The sequence below is a fragment of the Bradyrhizobium sp. Rc2d genome (genome assembly GCF_900099855.1).
Classification (GTDB): Bacteria; Pseudomonadota; Alphaproteobacteria; order Rhizobiales; family Xanthobacteraceae; genus Bradyrhizobium.
This window is the reverse complement of the sequence record NZ_FNCU01000056.1, coordinates 40540-53978: the sequence shown is the minus strand read 5'-3', so window position 1 is coordinate 53978 and position 13439 is coordinate 40540. Positions and strand designations below refer to the sequence as shown.

The 13439-nt window shown below is 60.5% G+C and carries 13 protein-coding genes and 1 pseudogene; 5 read left to right on the top strand and 9 right to left on the bottom strand.

What is annotated here, in order from left to right; genetic code table 11:
• Window positions 1-1501: 1501 nt before the first annotated feature.
• The 6 genes from BLV07_RS39515 to BLV07_RS39490 form a co-directional block, all read right to left on the bottom strand.
• On the bottom strand, window positions 1502-2092 hold the full coding sequence (locus BLV07_RS39515) for a UPF0149 family protein (RefSeq protein ID WP_091897210.1): 591 nt from the start codon (window positions 2090-2092) through the stop codon (window positions 1502-1504).
• A gap of 29 nt (window positions 2093-2121) precedes the next feature.
• Entirely contained in the window at window positions 2122-3681 is a 1560-nt protein-coding gene (gene tnpC, locus BLV07_RS39510; RefSeq protein ID WP_091897207.1) for an IS66 family transposase, read from the bottom strand.
• Between the two features lie 50 nt (window positions 3682-3731).
• Window positions 3732-4085 carry an IS66 family insertion sequence element accessory protein TnpB gene (tnpB, locus tag BLV07_RS39505; RefSeq protein ID WP_091897204.1) on the bottom strand — a complete coding sequence of 118 codons (354 nt, stop codon included), beginning with the start codon at window positions 4083-4085 and terminating at the stop codon, window positions 3732-3734.
• Complete coding sequence (tnpA, locus tag BLV07_RS39500; protein WP_244551370.1) at window positions 4082-4543, bottom strand: IS66-like element accessory protein TnpA; 462 nt, start codon at window positions 4541-4543, stop codon at window positions 4082-4084. Before tnpA ends, tnpB begins: the two co-directional genes overlap by 4 nt.
• Before the next feature lie 695 nt (window positions 4544-5238).
• A complete protein-coding gene (locus BLV07_RS48080; protein WP_176946063.1) occupies window positions 5239-5388 on the bottom strand; it encodes a hypothetical protein in 150 nt (49 codons plus the stop codon).
• 782 nt (window positions 5389-6170) lie between these two features.
• Window positions 6171-7109: a metallophosphoesterase gene (locus tag BLV07_RS39490; protein ID WP_091897200.1), complete on the bottom strand. Its 939-nt coding sequence runs from the start codon at window positions 7107-7109 to the stop codon at window positions 6171-6173.
• 102 nt (window positions 7110-7211) lie between these two features.
• On the opposite strand from BLV07_RS39490, the gene BLV07_RS39485 reads away from it, so the two are divergent.
• Complete coding sequence (locus tag BLV07_RS39485; protein WP_091897198.1) at window positions 7212-7700, top strand: CDP-archaeol synthase; 489 nt, start codon at window positions 7212-7214, stop codon at window positions 7698-7700.
• A gap of 7 nt (window positions 7701-7707) precedes the next feature.
• Here BLV07_RS39485 and BLV07_RS39480 read toward each other — a convergent pair whose 3' ends face one another.
• A complete protein-coding gene (locus BLV07_RS39480) occupies window positions 7708-8646 on the bottom strand; it encodes a metallophosphoesterase (protein ID WP_091897196.1) in 939 nt (312 codons plus the stop codon).
• A gap of 623 nt (window positions 8647-9269) precedes the next feature.
• On the opposite strand from BLV07_RS39480, the pseudogene BLV07_RS46945 reads away from it, so the two are divergent.
• The 3 genes and pseudogenes from BLV07_RS46945 to BLV07_RS39465 all read left to right on the top strand — a co-directional run.
• Window positions 9270-9416: pseudogene (locus tag BLV07_RS46945) on the top strand (IS5/IS1182 family transposase); the annotation flags it as partial.
• A 319-nt stretch (window positions 9417-9735) separates the two neighbouring features.
• Complete coding sequence (locus BLV07_RS39470) at window positions 9736-9921, top strand: hypothetical protein (RefSeq protein ID WP_091897192.1); 186 nt, start codon at window positions 9736-9738, stop codon at window positions 9919-9921.
• 327 nt (window positions 9922-10248) lie between these two features.
• Window positions 10249-11496, top strand: coding sequence for an NRAMP family divalent metal transporter (locus BLV07_RS39465; RefSeq protein ID WP_176946064.1), 1248 nt, complete (start codon window positions 10249-10251; stop codon window positions 11494-11496).
• 23 nt (window positions 11497-11519) lie between these two features.
• On the opposite strand, the gene BLV07_RS39460 is transcribed toward BLV07_RS39465, so the two are convergent.
• A complete protein-coding gene (locus BLV07_RS39460) occupies window positions 11520-11804 on the bottom strand; it encodes a hypothetical protein (RefSeq protein ID WP_091897222.1) in 285 nt (94 codons plus the stop codon).
• 127 nt (window positions 11805-11931) lie between these two features.
• Window positions 11932-12909 carry an arginase gene (gene rocF / locus BLV07_RS39455; RefSeq protein ID WP_091897188.1) on the bottom strand — a complete coding sequence of 326 codons (978 nt, stop codon included), beginning with the start codon at window positions 12907-12909 and terminating at the stop codon, window positions 11932-11934.
• Window positions 12910-13174: 265 nt separating this feature from the next.
• On the opposite strand from rocF, the gene BLV07_RS39450 reads away from it, so the two are divergent.
• On the top strand, window positions 13175-13435 hold the full coding sequence (locus BLV07_RS39450; RefSeq protein ID WP_091897185.1) for a hypothetical protein: 261 nt from the start codon (window positions 13175-13177) through the stop codon (window positions 13433-13435).
• Window positions 13436-13439 lie beyond the last annotated feature (4 nt).

Here is a 13439-nt window from a genome sequence, read left to right as displayed (position 1 = left end):
AATCCCTGCAACAATGGGCTCGCCCAACGATGTCGCTGCAATCGTGATTGTCATCAAAGATATGGCGACTACAAGCACATCGATCATAATGCGCTTCGAAAAGTGTTTCGTCATGAGTTGAGCCCTCACAACCGAGATGAAGTAACTGCGCAGTTACAATCTTAGTTCGTACGCAAATGGGTATCCCGAGCCATCGCCGCTTGGTTCGTTATTGCGCCTCGTCGACGAGAGCCCCATGTCTTGCGGCCGCTTCAATTCGGCGCGCCGTAGCTGAATTCGTGCTGCGTGTCCGTCCTACCAACGCTACTGTGATCAACGGGATCATAATCGGATTGTAGGACTTGAGGAGTTTCACGCGAGATCAGAACCTGATTCCGCATTTCAGCGAGGCGGGCGCGGCAGTATTCGCGGTAAAGCAGGTCGAATATGGCGGGCATGGATACCCCCATCGTTAGAGCACCACTAGATTTCCAACACGGATTTCGGATAATCGTGGCCCCGGCGATGGCTGTCCGATGTGAGCCCATTTACAGGCTGAGCCAATTCAAAAAACTCAAAGAACGATTGGCTGGCTTGTCGGTGCAAAAAGGAACAGGGCTGATTACCTAAAATAGATTATAGCAGCCTTCTGTTTCAACAGAACTTCGTCAAACAACTTAAGAGCGCTGCTCTGCGAATAAATTTCCAACTACAGCGCGAAACAACTTACCAGTGGATGCAAGCACCGTTGGCTGCAACGTCGTCTGTTAGCCACCAGACCGAAGCAAGAATGGGTCGACCGAGGCAGCTAGTCGGTCTGCCACTTGCATGTTCGGCGTGGACTGCTTTTCGGAAGGCAGCGGGCCGAGAGAACTGACAGCCAGCCCGGCACAGGCGACAAGAACAGCTATTGCAACCGCAGCGAGATATTCGGTTCTCATCTTGTCCCTCCCTTCATAGCCAAGAACTAACCGGGTGCTCCTAGAAATCGTTCCGGGTGCTGTTCGTTTCCTCGTTCGAATGGAGGCCCGGCGTCGCGATCCCAAAGGAACGAAGCGCCTGCCAAGGCTTTGGCAGAACACGAGACCGTCGCTCGCCGATTCTAGCTCGGCGCATGTCGCGGGATAGCCAAAGGTCGGGGCCACCGGCCCGCTATGCTCAATGCAAGCGCTCGCGCAGATAGCCAAAAACGGCGGTCTCCGGTTCCACTAGTGGAGGGCAGCCGTGCTCGCAGGCGGAGAAGCTGCGAGAAAGGGGTAGGCACGGAGGTCCGTTGTGCCCCGCCGCATCGACATAGACCAGAAACACAGCCGAGCAACTGCCAAAGAAATCGGCGAGAAATTGCGTGCGGCGCTAAAGCCTGAGCCGGACCAACCGGAGAGGCTCAAAACGCAGATCGAACGGCTCCGGAAATTGGAGGAGCGCTCACCGTCAATCGTCCCCGGGAGCGAGCATGGGAACAAATCTCGCCGTTGAGCCGCAGATGGGTCGTAACCGGCATGAGCTCCCACGTCTGTGGTGATCAGCGGGCGCGTGGGTAGCGGATCGGCATCCAATATTGGCGCATGGCCTCGACGACCGCTGGAATATCGGCGTGGGCGTTACGCAGAAAGTCGGCGGTCTCGCGGCCGCTTCGGGGTGGTCCAAGCATCGGCCGCCCCTGATCGTCGCGACAGTGCAACAGAATGGGCAGTAGCAGGCCGTGATTGACATTGCTGGTGTCCAGCAACGGTGCCCACGCCGACAGCCTGAGCCGCATCGCGGCATGGAAGCCCTGGCACCAGGGACGCGGATCGACGTCGCCATTGATTTTGCGCCGGTGCATCGGGGCGAACTGGGCAGGCGCGGTCGAAAGGATCTGGCTGATCTCGTTATGGCGCAGCGCGACGGCGGAGATCGCAGCAAACTCCGGGGTGCCGCCGTGGTTGAAAGCGTCGGCATCGATGGCGAGCAGCGGGCAGATCCAGTCGAGCGGGCTCATCGTCACCGGTCCGGCCACGATCGCGGCGACGTAACCGTCGAGCATGGGGAGATTGGTGGCGGCGGGATGCCGATCGACGCGAGCCTGGAGCCATCGCTCGAGGTCCGTAAGCGGCATCGCGGCGGCGGCCATCGACGACGATTCTTTATGGCGACGTGGGCTCACGCGGCTGCCTGCGCAGTGCACTGGCGGGCAGCCTTCCAGTTCCAGGCAAGCAGCTCGTGGAGCTGATGGCTCTTGGTGCGCCCGGAGACGATGCGCTCCAGCACGTCGGTCAGGTAGCCCTGGGGATCGAGCTCATGGAGCTTTGCCGTGTTCACGAGCGACGCCACGATCGCCCAGCTCTCGGCACCGCCTTCGCTGCCGCTGAACAACGAGTTGCGCCTCCCCATCGCAATCGGGCGCATGGAACGCTCGACCGTATTGCTGTCGACCTCGACACGGCCGTCGCGGAGAAACAACGTCAACCCGTCCCAGTGGTTGAGCGCGTAGTTGATGGCCTCCGTCAGCTTCGACTGGGAGAAGAGCTGGTCGACCATCTCGGTCAATCGCTCCCTGAGCGCCGCCATCAACGGAACGGCCCTGGTGCGGCGGGCGGCCAGCCGCTGCTCGGCGCTGCTGCCGCGGATCTCCGCCTCGAGCGCATAGACCGCCTGCAGCCGTTCGATCACCTCACGCGCGAACGGCGACTGCGTCGTCTTGTAGACCTCCACAAATTTGCGGCGGGCATGGGCGAGACAAAAGGCGAGCTGGATCGCGCCGCCATGACCGCCGGCGAGCGCTTTGTAGGCGGCATAACCATCCACCTGCAGAATGCCGGAAAACCCCGTCAATTGTCCGGCGATCTCCTCCGTGCCGCGGCCGTCGGCGAACACGTAGGCGACCGCCGGCGGCGCGGGGCCGCCCCATGGCCGGTCATCCATCGCATGCGCCCAGAACTGGCAGATGCGGGTGCGATGTCGTCCGGGATCGAGCACCGGCATCGGCGTCTCGTCGCAGAACACGCGCGACGCGGCCTGGATCGTGCGCAGCTGGAGCTCATAGAGGCTCCTGAGCCACCAGGCCGCACGCTTCACCCAGCCGGCGAGCGTCGCCCGGTCGAGATGGACACCCTGGCCGGCCAGAATTTGCACCTGTCGGTACAGCGGCAGATACCAGGCGAACTTCGAGACCACCACGTGGCTCACGAGTGCGGTCGAGGCCATGCCGCTCTCGATCAGGCGCGGCAGCACCTTCGCTTGGACCACACCATCGGTGCAGCTGCGGCAGCCATATTTGGGACGGATCGTGCGCAGCACCCGCAGGATCGCCGGGATGATGTCCAGCACCTCGCTGACGTCCTCGCCGATCTTGTGGAGCTGACCCTGGCAGCACGGGCACGCAGTTGCCTCTGGCTCCAGCACCTGCTCGCAGCGCGGCAGGTGCTTTGGAAGTGCGCCGATGTTGCGGCGCGCCTTCTTGCGCACCTTGCCGGGCGGCTTCGCCGCAGGCGCATCGTCGTTGGCCTGCACAAGCAACGTGGCGTCGGTCTCGAGATCGCCCAGCTCAAGCGCGAGTTGCTCGTCCACGAGCACCGCAAGTCGCTCCGAGCGCTTCCCGAAGATCATCTCCTTGAGCGTCTGCATCGCCACACGCAGCTTCTCGTTCTCTGCGTCAAGCGCGAGCACCATCTCGGTCAGAGCTGACGGATCGGTCGGGAGAGCATCGGGGCGAATCGCCATGACCAGACGATACGTCCGCGCGCCACAGGCTCCAGCGAAATCCTCACCCCTCAGCCGACAACGGTCGGCTGCTTCACAGGCTTAGGCGACACACGCGTCCACTCGAGCCCGTCGAGCAGCATCGCAAGCTGCGTCGCACTGAGATGCACAACGCCGTCGCGGATCGGCGGCCAGGTGAAACGTCCTTGGTGCAACCACTTCGTTACCAACACCATGCCGCTGCCGTCCCACGCCAGAAGCTTCACTCTGTCCATGCGCTTGCTGCGAAACACGAAGACGTCGCCGCAGTACGGGTTCGCGCGCAGTGCTTCGCTCACCAGCGCCGACAGTGTGTGCACCGACTTGCGAAAGTCGACCGGCTGGGCCGCCAGCACCACCTTGAGGTCAGACCGTAGCGCGATCACCGGATCCCTCGAAGCGCGGCCAGCACCGTCGCAAGCGTCGCCAGCTCCACGCCCGGCTCGACCCGGATGCGCGCCCCGTTCATCTCGATCTCGACCACTCCACAGACCTTGGCCGGCGGCGCGGCAATCTCCAAGGGCTTCATCTGTACCGGCGAAATACACTCGGACTCGCCAGCTCTCCCGCCATCGCTCTCGGCACCAATTTGGATCGGCACGAAGTTCTGGGCTTTGCCGGCTACCGCCGCCGCTACCTGGCGTCGCCACACCGTGAGCAGTCCGCGGGAAACGCCATTGCGCCGCGCCACCTCGGAGATGTTCGCACCCTCGTCAAAGCTCTCCGCAGCGATCCGGGCCTTCTCCTCGCTCGTCCACCGTCGCCGCCGGCGCTCCCCAGTGATCACCTCGACGCGACGATAAGAGTCGCCTTCCTGCCTGGCATCAAGCATGGCATTTACCATCGCTTCACCTCCACCCATCACCTCATGCCAGGCTGTATCCCAGGCGAACCGCGCGATGACGAGGTGGAGGCCTCATGCCGGTTACGATGGGTCGCCGAACGTGGACGAGCAATGCCATCGGTGAAACGCCGTGCGCCAAGAATTTTGAATGAGTACGGTGGGCGCAAGCCGAATTGATCGGCAAAGCCGTCGTCCTTACCGATGGAAAGGCACGCACCGTCGAGAACGTTTGGCGAGATGAACTGCGTGGGCTTCGCATTTCGATCAAAGGTCATTATGGAAGATAGCCACTCTCGACTATCAAGCTTGTTGAGAATTGACCTTCGACATCAGCGGCGCGCGCTGCCTTTCCCATTTCGAGGGTGGTCGCCTTAGGGGTCCCAATCGAGCTCGTGGCAGCTAATCGTCCCAGATGAGCTCACCACATCGGCACCGGAACACGCGGATCATCCGACCGCTGTGCGGATCGGCGATTGAGTGGAGCAATGTTGGAATAACTGCACAAGCGGGGCATCGGCGTTGCGTGTCGTGCGTCGTTTGCTCGGGCAACTGCATGTTTTTGTCCTCCGCCATCGCCCACCCTCATAACTAAGCGCCCCCGCAGCCCTGCTTTTAGAGCCAAGGCGCACTGCCGGGCGATCTAGCAGTAAACGGCTGCGACAACGTTTCAGGAAGATGCACATCGCGGGGGTTCGCTATTCGTTAGCAGACCGCAGCGCCGCTTCTAATTCTGCGACGATGTCGTGCAGGAGGCCAAGTGCGAGCGGATCAGTGATGTCACGCTCCATCATGCGGTAGCCCATGATCTGGTCTTGAAGCTCTTGCTGTTGCTCATTGTCGTCCATCGCGCGCTCCGCAATTGAGCATGACGCCGAACGGGGCCGATGCTTGCCGGGGACTTTGAGAAATTTGAGCCGGAATTAAGGCGTCCTTTCCGGCGCGAGGTGTCCTATCAAGGGATGAGTGCACCATTCAGAACATCCCGATCAAGATGAAAAGGCCGATCTCGGCCGCGAAGGTCACGGCCATGATTGCGACCGTGAGAAACACATCACCCACCGGAAGAGGGGTCATGGCGCGCCTCGCACGTTGCGAAGCCCCGAAGCCCAATAGCCAACCCCCCGATCTCGGGAATGTTTCAGTTCCAAGCGGTGTTAGGCCGAGACCTTCACTTGTCGCGAGGTGCCTCCTTCCCACGACCTTGCGATCTGGCGCACCATGTCCCGAGCGCTCACATAGATTGAGCGCGGCACCCTCGGCGAAGGCTGCTTGGGGCAACACGGGGACTTCAGTGCGCATCGATCACAATCGCGCTTGCTGGCGAGGTAATACTCACTTCCATTTTAGCTGATCTGTGCGAGCAGTCGCGTGTTGGTTACGAGAACCGCTCGTTTCCGCTGGGAACAATGGACGGCGACTCGTCCAGCTCGCGCCATTTCTGCATCCGCCTTTTGAGAATCGAGGGCAGTTCGGTTTCCTCTCTCACCGATGCCATCGGCGAGTTTAGAAGGAAAGCCGGTTGCCGAAAGCTGCCTCGGGTGTTGAGGTGTTTTCGCTTCGGCGAGCTACTTCTCTCCCCGACTCTTGTTTTAGGCTCATGTACGTGATGAACCGTCTTAGGTGAGCGTCAGGTGCGACGTAGATGGTGCAAGGTTATTTCCGGCGGGCAATTGAGGCGCACGGGAACGACGCTCGAGCCCGCACCAACGGAAGTATAGCCGGTCATATCGCCGTATTGCCAAGGCCCCGCCCCCATCCGTCTTGGCAGCACCGCCTCGAGCTTGATTGGAATGGATCCGGGGAGACAAATCTGACCGCCGTGGGTGTGTCCGCTCAGCATGAGATCAAAATTGGCATGGGCAGCCTGGCGATAAACCTCCGGTGTGTGAGACAACAAGATCGAGAATTGACCGCGGGGTATCGAGAGAGCGGCTTTTTCGATGTTATCCACTCTGTAGAAATGTGCATCGTCGATTCCCGCCAGATAGATCCGTTGGTCCCTACGAACGATTGTTTCGCATTCATTGAGCAGCACGCGAATGCCCATGGCTTCGAGCCCCGGAACCATCTGAATCGTATCGTGGTTGCCGAGCACGGCGTAGATTGGCTGTTTCAGATGATTTCCCAATCGCGCGACACCATCCAGCGCGGGCTGGAAGGGCCCAAAAGTCCGACCCCGATAATCGCCAGTCAGGACACACACATCATACTGCATGCTGCTAACGAGCTCGATAAGTCTGTTCATGGCAACTTCATTCATATCCACGTGAAGGTCGCTAATGTGGAGAATGGTGAAGCCCTCAAAGAGGGGCGGTAATTTCTCGAACCTCAAGTCATTCCGCCTGACAAGAATGCGTTCTGCATTCTGGCGCGCACGCCAATAAAGCCCCGTTGCCCGCAGAACATTTCGAATGATCCACTCGGCCCAGGATGAGTTTTCGAGGTGAAAGAATGTGAGGCCCTGGCCAAACACCTGCGCTTCATGATCTCGCTCAATCCCCAATCGCTGCCGGGCGTGGAGCGGCCCGAGACGGATCTCGAGTTTGCGCAGAATGTCTTCGTCCACCAGCTAGCCCCCTTGATCGGCCTTCGGGTAGATATAGCGTATTCCCATGAGGCCAGAATCAGCCCGACCCTGGCGGATGCAACTATAAGCTAAGCTGAAGAAATGCAACTTGTGCATATTCTGCAATTGTTGGTTTTAATGACGTTGGCGAACGGCACACCGATCGTTGCGAAGAAGATTTTTGGCTCACGTTTTTCCTTTCCGCTGGATGCCGGCACCATATTTTTTGATGGGCGGCCGTTGTTTGGGCCATCGAAGACCATCCGCGGTATCTTGATTTCTTTCCTCGTGACGACAGCAAGCGCCCCACTTATTGGTCTGGATCTGACGATTGGTGCAATCGTGGCGGTTGCGGCTATGGCGGGCGATTTGTTCTCCAGCTTCGTGAAGCGCCGCCTAAACTCTCCGCCTAGCAGTCAGGTACTCGGGCTCGATCAGATTCCCGAATCCGTATTTCCGATGCTGGCATGCCGCGGCGCACTTTCATTGACGATCGCAGACGTCGCGCTTGGCGTCGGGATCTTTTTTATTGGCGCGGTAATTCTGTCTCGTTTTCTATTCCGGGTCCACCTGCGCGACGAACCATATTAGCCCGCCGTTAGCCCGAACGAAGGCAGTGCAGGGTGATTTCTGGTGGACAGTTGAGGCGAACAGGAACGACGCTCGATCCAGCACCGACAGAGGTGTAGCCGGCCATGTCATGATACCGCCAAGCTCCTGCGCCCATCTGTCGAGGCAATACTGCATCAAGTATGATCGGAATAGATCCTGGCAGACAGATCTGCCCGCCGTGCGTATGCCCGCTCAGCAACAAATTAAAACCGGCATGAGCCGCCGGATGATAGACCTCCGGTGTGTGTGACAGTAAGATGGAGAACTCGCCAAACGGTATCTGCAACGCAGCCTTTTCGATATCGTCGGCCTTGAAGCAATGAGCGTCATCGATTCCGGCTAGATAGATTTGCTGATCGCCGCGCACGATCACCTCGCTCTCGTTAAGCAGTATATGTATTCCCATGGCTTCCAGCCCCGGAACCATTTGGATGGTATCGTGGTCGCCTAGAACCCCATAAACGGGCTCCTTTAGATGAGCTCGCACACGTGCAACGCCGTTCAAGGTAGCCTCAAACGGTCCAAGATTCTTCCCCCGATAGTCCCCGGTTAGGACACATAGATCGTAGCGCATGTCGCCGACGAGTTCGATAAGGCGCTGCATGGCAGCTTCATTCATATCCACGTGCATGTCGCTAAGGTGGAGTATGGTGAAGCCGTCGAAAAGCTGTGGCAGCTCCTTGAACACAACGTCATTCCGTTTGACGAGAATGCTTTCTGTATTTCGGCGTCCGCGCCAGTAGAGACCAGTCAGCTTGAGTGCATTTCGGACGACAGAGTGGACCGGATACCAGTTCTCTATGTGAAAGGAGAGAAGGCCGTGGCCGAAGATCTGCGCCTCATGAACCGTCTCGATAGCCAATCGCTGTCTCGCATGGAGCGGTCCGAGGCGCCCCTCCAATTTGTGTAGGATATCTTCGTCCATGGAACGAATTCCTCTGAATCGGCTCAACCTTCCATGGGAGCACCAGGGCTTGCCAACTCTTCAGGATATTCCTTTCGGCTGGCTGCTTGGCAGCACAAAATCCAGGAAGATCTTCCGGCTTTTTCTTATAAACCTGCTGGACGTGTGCAACTTCTATTGTGCGTGTGGAACTTCGCTATGAGCTCAATGTCGCTTTGGGTCATAGCTCGCCGCACCTGCGTCCCAGGCCGGTGGCTTTTGTATTTAATTCCGGAATTTTGCGCACGAACCAGGAAGACCGGTCCCGGAGAGAAGGTTATAGACTTTTTGGTACCCCCACCTTCTGTTCATTCCAAGCTCTCTACTTACTTCCTCTCGATCTCTCCCGGCCTTGCTTGATGGTGAAGGTTAGAGCAGAGGACATAGGCGAGAAATCCCGACGCTTGCGCATCGAGATCCTTCCCATGCCATCAGCGAGCTTGCTCGGCGGAGCCAGGCCGTCGCGTTCGGACCCTGCACATGCGATGGCGCTATGCAGGTCGCGTCTACTTGCGGCGATCTCCATCTCGCCGGCGGCCGCCCTCACGCTTAAGGACGGGTTTGCCTTGGCTGCATCCCATGGTAGGCATCTCTCAAAGCGCACCGCCACCGTTACGCGCATTCTCAAGCTCGACCGTTTGCGTTTACGAGGTCCAAACGGCGCGCGTGACGAGTTCATCCTCGCAGCCACCGCCCAAAACCTTCGAAAGATGGCCAAGCTGATCCGGATGCCCACCCCGAGCCTCGCATAGGTCGGTAGAGCAGTTCGGCGACGTTGCGACGGAGCTACTACAACGAAATACTGCCGGCCTTTTTCAACAGAATCGGTCAAATTCGGCAAAACTCAAGGTGAGCATAGTAGGTCTGGTTTGAGGCGGATAGCGTCCCAACGCCTGCGCCAATGAGTCAATGTCCCAAGCCACGTCGGGAGAAATTGGCACTCCCGTCAAACTTTATCTAAATCCAGCACATCGGATTTGGCGGAATGAAAGCTCTTCGCGCCATGCTGGGACATGTCGCTTTGCTCCCGTTGCTGACGACGCAATCGGGACAGATTCGGAAAGACCACCGATGTATTACGTCGCCGCTGCATTGCTGGGGCTGTCGGGACTGTTCTACTCCGCGGGCCGCCACGAGCTCGGCCAGTTCGGCGCAGACGTGTGCCGCTATGGCAGCGCGTTCTGCGACAATCCGGTGCTCGTCTTCGCGGGCGCAGCGCTGGCCGCAGCCTGGGGCATGTTCGTCAGCATCAAATAGCACCAGGCCACGACTTGGCTTCCGGACCTGCGAGCGGGCCAGGCGAACACAAGACATCGCGCCGCAACAGACAGCCCGCGGCCGGGGGCGGCGCGGGCATCGGCTATTTCTGCGATGATGGCACTCTACGCCTGTTTTGCCCGACGAGTCAAAAGAAAATTCGTATTATCAGAATCAAATCCACACGACCCCTCTGCGGGAACTTTCCGGCTATAATCGGCCTTAATCGTTGACTTCGAAATTGCGGAAGGCCTGCCCCTGTCGACCGGATCGAAACACCGCCCCGCCGAGCATGGCAGCGTCGACACCTCGACCAAGTCCGTGCCGGTGCTGCTGAAAAGGCTGGGGCCGGGCCTGATCACCGGGGCTGCCGACGACGATCCGTCGGGCATCGCCACCTATTCGCAGGCCGGCGCGCAATTCGGCTACGGGCTGCTCTGGACGGTGTTTCTGACCACGCCGTTCATGATCGCGATTCAACTCGTCAGCGCCCGGATCGGCCGGGTCACCGGCAAGGGGCTCGCCGCCAACGTCATGCAGCTGGCGCCGCGCTGGGCGGTGCTCGCGCTCGTGTCCATGCTCGTCGTCGCCAACACGTTCAACATCGCGGCCGATATCGCCGCGATGGCGGAGGCGCTGGCGCTCGTGATCGGCGGGCTCCAGCACGAACACGCGCTGATCTTCGCGGCCGGCTCGACCCTGCTCGAGGTCTTCCTGCCCTATCGCCGCTATTCGCCGGTGCTGAAATTCCTCACGCTGGCGCTGTTTGCCTATGTCGCCACCGCCTTCACCGTGCAGATCCCGTGGAGCACGGCGCTGCTCGCCGCGGTGTGGCCCAAGGCGAATGTCAGCGCCGACTATTTTCTGATGGTCGTCGCCGTGCTCGGCACCACCATCAGCCCTTATTTGTTCTTCTGGCAGGCCTCGCAGGAGGTCGAGGAGATGAACCAGGGCAAGCACGACAGGCCGCTGCGCGATCTGCCGAGCGGCGGCGATCCCGTGCTCGCGCGCATCCGGGCCGACACCATCTCCGGCATGCTGCTGTCCAACGGCATCGCCTTCTTCATCATCCTGACCACCGCAGCTGTGCTGAATGCCAACGGCGTGACCAAGATCCATTCGGCGACGGAGGCCGCCGAAGCGCTGCGGCCGCTCGCCGGCGACTTCACCTTCGCGCTGTTCGCGCTCGGCATCATCGGCACGGGGCTCTTGGCGATCCCGGTGCTGGCGGGCTCGGCGGCTTACGGCGTCGCCGAGATCTTCGGCTGGCGCGCCACGCTGGAGGCGAAACCCGAGAAGGCGGTCGGCTTCTATACTATCATCGCGGCCGCAACCATCATCGGTTTCGGCCTCGGCTTCACCGGGATCGACTCGATACACATGCTGGTGTGGAGCGCGGTGCTCAACGGTATCGTCGCCGTCCCGATCATGGCGATGATGATGCTGATCGTCTCGAGCAGTACGATCATGGGCCGCTTCAAGGCCCGCTCATGGCTGATCGCGCTCGGCTGGCTCGGCACCGCACTGATGGCGCTCGCCGTCCTCGCCCTACTCGGCTCGTCCGTGATCGGCTGATGAGAGGGACAACGTCGATAAGGCTACGGTGTCACGGGATTGACGGTCGACGACGTCTTCGGCCCCGGCCGTGCCGGCTCGACAGGCGACTTCGGTTCGGTCGGAAGCACGGCAGCGCCCGCGGCGCGCGCAGCCTCCCCAGTGGTCGCGTACATCGCGATATGGGCCGGCTGGGTCTTGGCGCGGCTCCAAGGGCCGTGGTCGACGATCAGCATCGCTGCAATCGTCAGGCCCGCCACGATCAGTGCGATCACGCCGGGATGACGAAGCGCCGTAGAGATGGAATCCGCGAAACGATCAGCCGTCATCATCAGAAGGGTCCGCAATTATCCTATCGCAGGTTAATTCAATTGCGTCCCTCCGGTTCCCGTCCTGGCTCCGGTAAGTTCCCGACCAAGGCGGGGAACACACGCTCCTTTTCGGTTCAAACCGGTTTCACTCGCCCGGCGCGATGGCATTGCTCGGCGTCGGCCGGTCGGTGATCTGCTGACCGAATAGGCTACCGATCAGTTCGACCGCGGTACGCGCGGTCCGGCCGCGCTCGTCGAGGAACGGATTGAGCTCGACAATGTCCACCGACCCCACCAGCCCTGAATCGTGCAGCAGCTCCATGATCAGATGCGCCTCGCGATAGGTCGCGCCACCGGGCACCGTGGTGCCTACTCCCGGCGCCACGCACGGGTCGAGAAAATCGACGTCGAAGCTGACGTGCAGCACGCCACTGCTCGCCTTCACGCGCTCGATGACGCGCCGGATCAGCACGGCGACGCCGAACTCGTCGATCTGGCGCATGTCGATGACCCTGATCCGGCGCGCGCGCATCAACTCCTTTTCGAGCTTGTCAACCGAACGCGCGCCGAACAGATCGAGCCTATCGGGGTCAATCGAGGCGCGCGGATCATCGCCCAATAATCCGTCGAGGCCAGGCTCCCCGCACAGGAACGCGGCCGACATGCCGTGCATATTGGCCGTGATCGTCGTTTCCGGCGTGTTGTAATCGGTATGGGCATCGAGCCAGAGCACGAACAGCTCGCGGCCGCGTTCCTTCCAATGACGCGCCATCGCATTGACCGACCCCATGGACAGCGTGTGATCGCCGCCGAGGAAGATCGGCAGTGCGCCGGTTTTCGCGATCTCATAGCCTCTGTGACTCAGCACGCGCGTCCAGCGCTGGATCTCGCGGTAGTGATTGGCTTTCTCGGGCGGCTTGTCGGCGAGGTCCCGGACCTCAGCCACGGAAAGATCGCCGTAGTCGACGACCTCAAAATCGAGGCTCTCGAGCAGTGTCGCAAGGCCCGCGGTGCGAAGCGCAGCAGGGCCCATCAAGGTACCGCGCTGCGAAGCTCCCATGTCGATGGGAGCGCCGAGCAAGGCGATCCGCCGGGGTCGATCCGTCACGGTCCGATCGGTCACGGCAATCTCCTGATGTCAGCAAGGCTACCGTCAGCCTAACAGAGATTCGCACCCGTCGTTTCCCGGGGAGGTCCGCCGTGAGCATATCATCCCGGAACAAAATCCCCCGCGCCGAATTGCCATCCAAGGCCGGCACCCGCCGTAAATGTAAACCACGGCGCCTGTCGCGGATAGCCAAAGGTCGTCAGACCCGCTGTTCAAAACGAGCGCTCGCGCGGATAGCCAAAGGTGCCGGCCTCCACCATCGGGCCTGGAGATCGCACGCTTGAGCACGGAAATACCGCAGTCCAATCCCCAACCCGGCGTGGCCGAACGCGCCATCGATGCAGCGACGGATGTATCCCGCACGATCGGTGAAGTCGCCGGAGGCCTGCATGCAGCGGTCGACCGTCTTACCTCCGCGATCGAGGAAGCGCGAAAGCCGGGCCGGCCGCTCTCGACGGTTGCGGCGATTACACGCGAAGCGCCGCTCACCAGCCTGTTCGTTGCCTTCCTGTTCGGCGTCGCGGTGGCGCGCCGGCGCTAGCGAC

Bases quoted from the DNA above. Each gene is read 5' to 3' on its own strand.
- BLV07_RS39515 (WP_091897210.1), bottom strand. From the start codon at position 2,092: ATGGCCGCCGCCGCGATGCCGCTTACGGACCTCGAGCGATGGCTCCAG.
- tnpC (WP_091897207.1), bottom strand. From the start codon at position 3,681: ATGGCGATTCGCCCCGATGCTCTCCCGACCGATCCGTCAGCTCTGACC.
- tnpA (WP_244551370.1), bottom strand. From the start codon at position 4,543: ATGGTAAATGCCATGCTTGATGCCAGGCAGGAAGGCGACTCTTATCGT.
- BLV07_RS48080 (WP_176946063.1), bottom strand. From the start codon at position 5,388: ATGGACGACAATGAGCAACAGCAAGAGCTTCAAGACCAGATCATGGGC.
- BLV07_RS39485 (WP_091897198.1), top strand. From the start codon at position 7,212: ATGCAACTTGTGCATATTCTGCAATTGTTGGTTTTAATGACGTTGGCG.
- BLV07_RS39480 (WP_091897196.1), bottom strand. From the start codon at position 8,646: ATGGACGAAGATATCCTACACAAATTGGAGGGGCGCCTCGGACCGCTC.
- BLV07_RS39470 (WP_091897192.1), top strand. From the start codon at position 9,736: ATGTATTACGTCGCCGCTGCATTGCTGGGGCTGTCGGGACTGTTCTAC.
- BLV07_RS39460 (WP_091897222.1), bottom strand. From the start codon at position 11,804: ATGACGGCTGATCGTTTCGCGGATTCCATCTCTACGGCGCTTCGTCAT.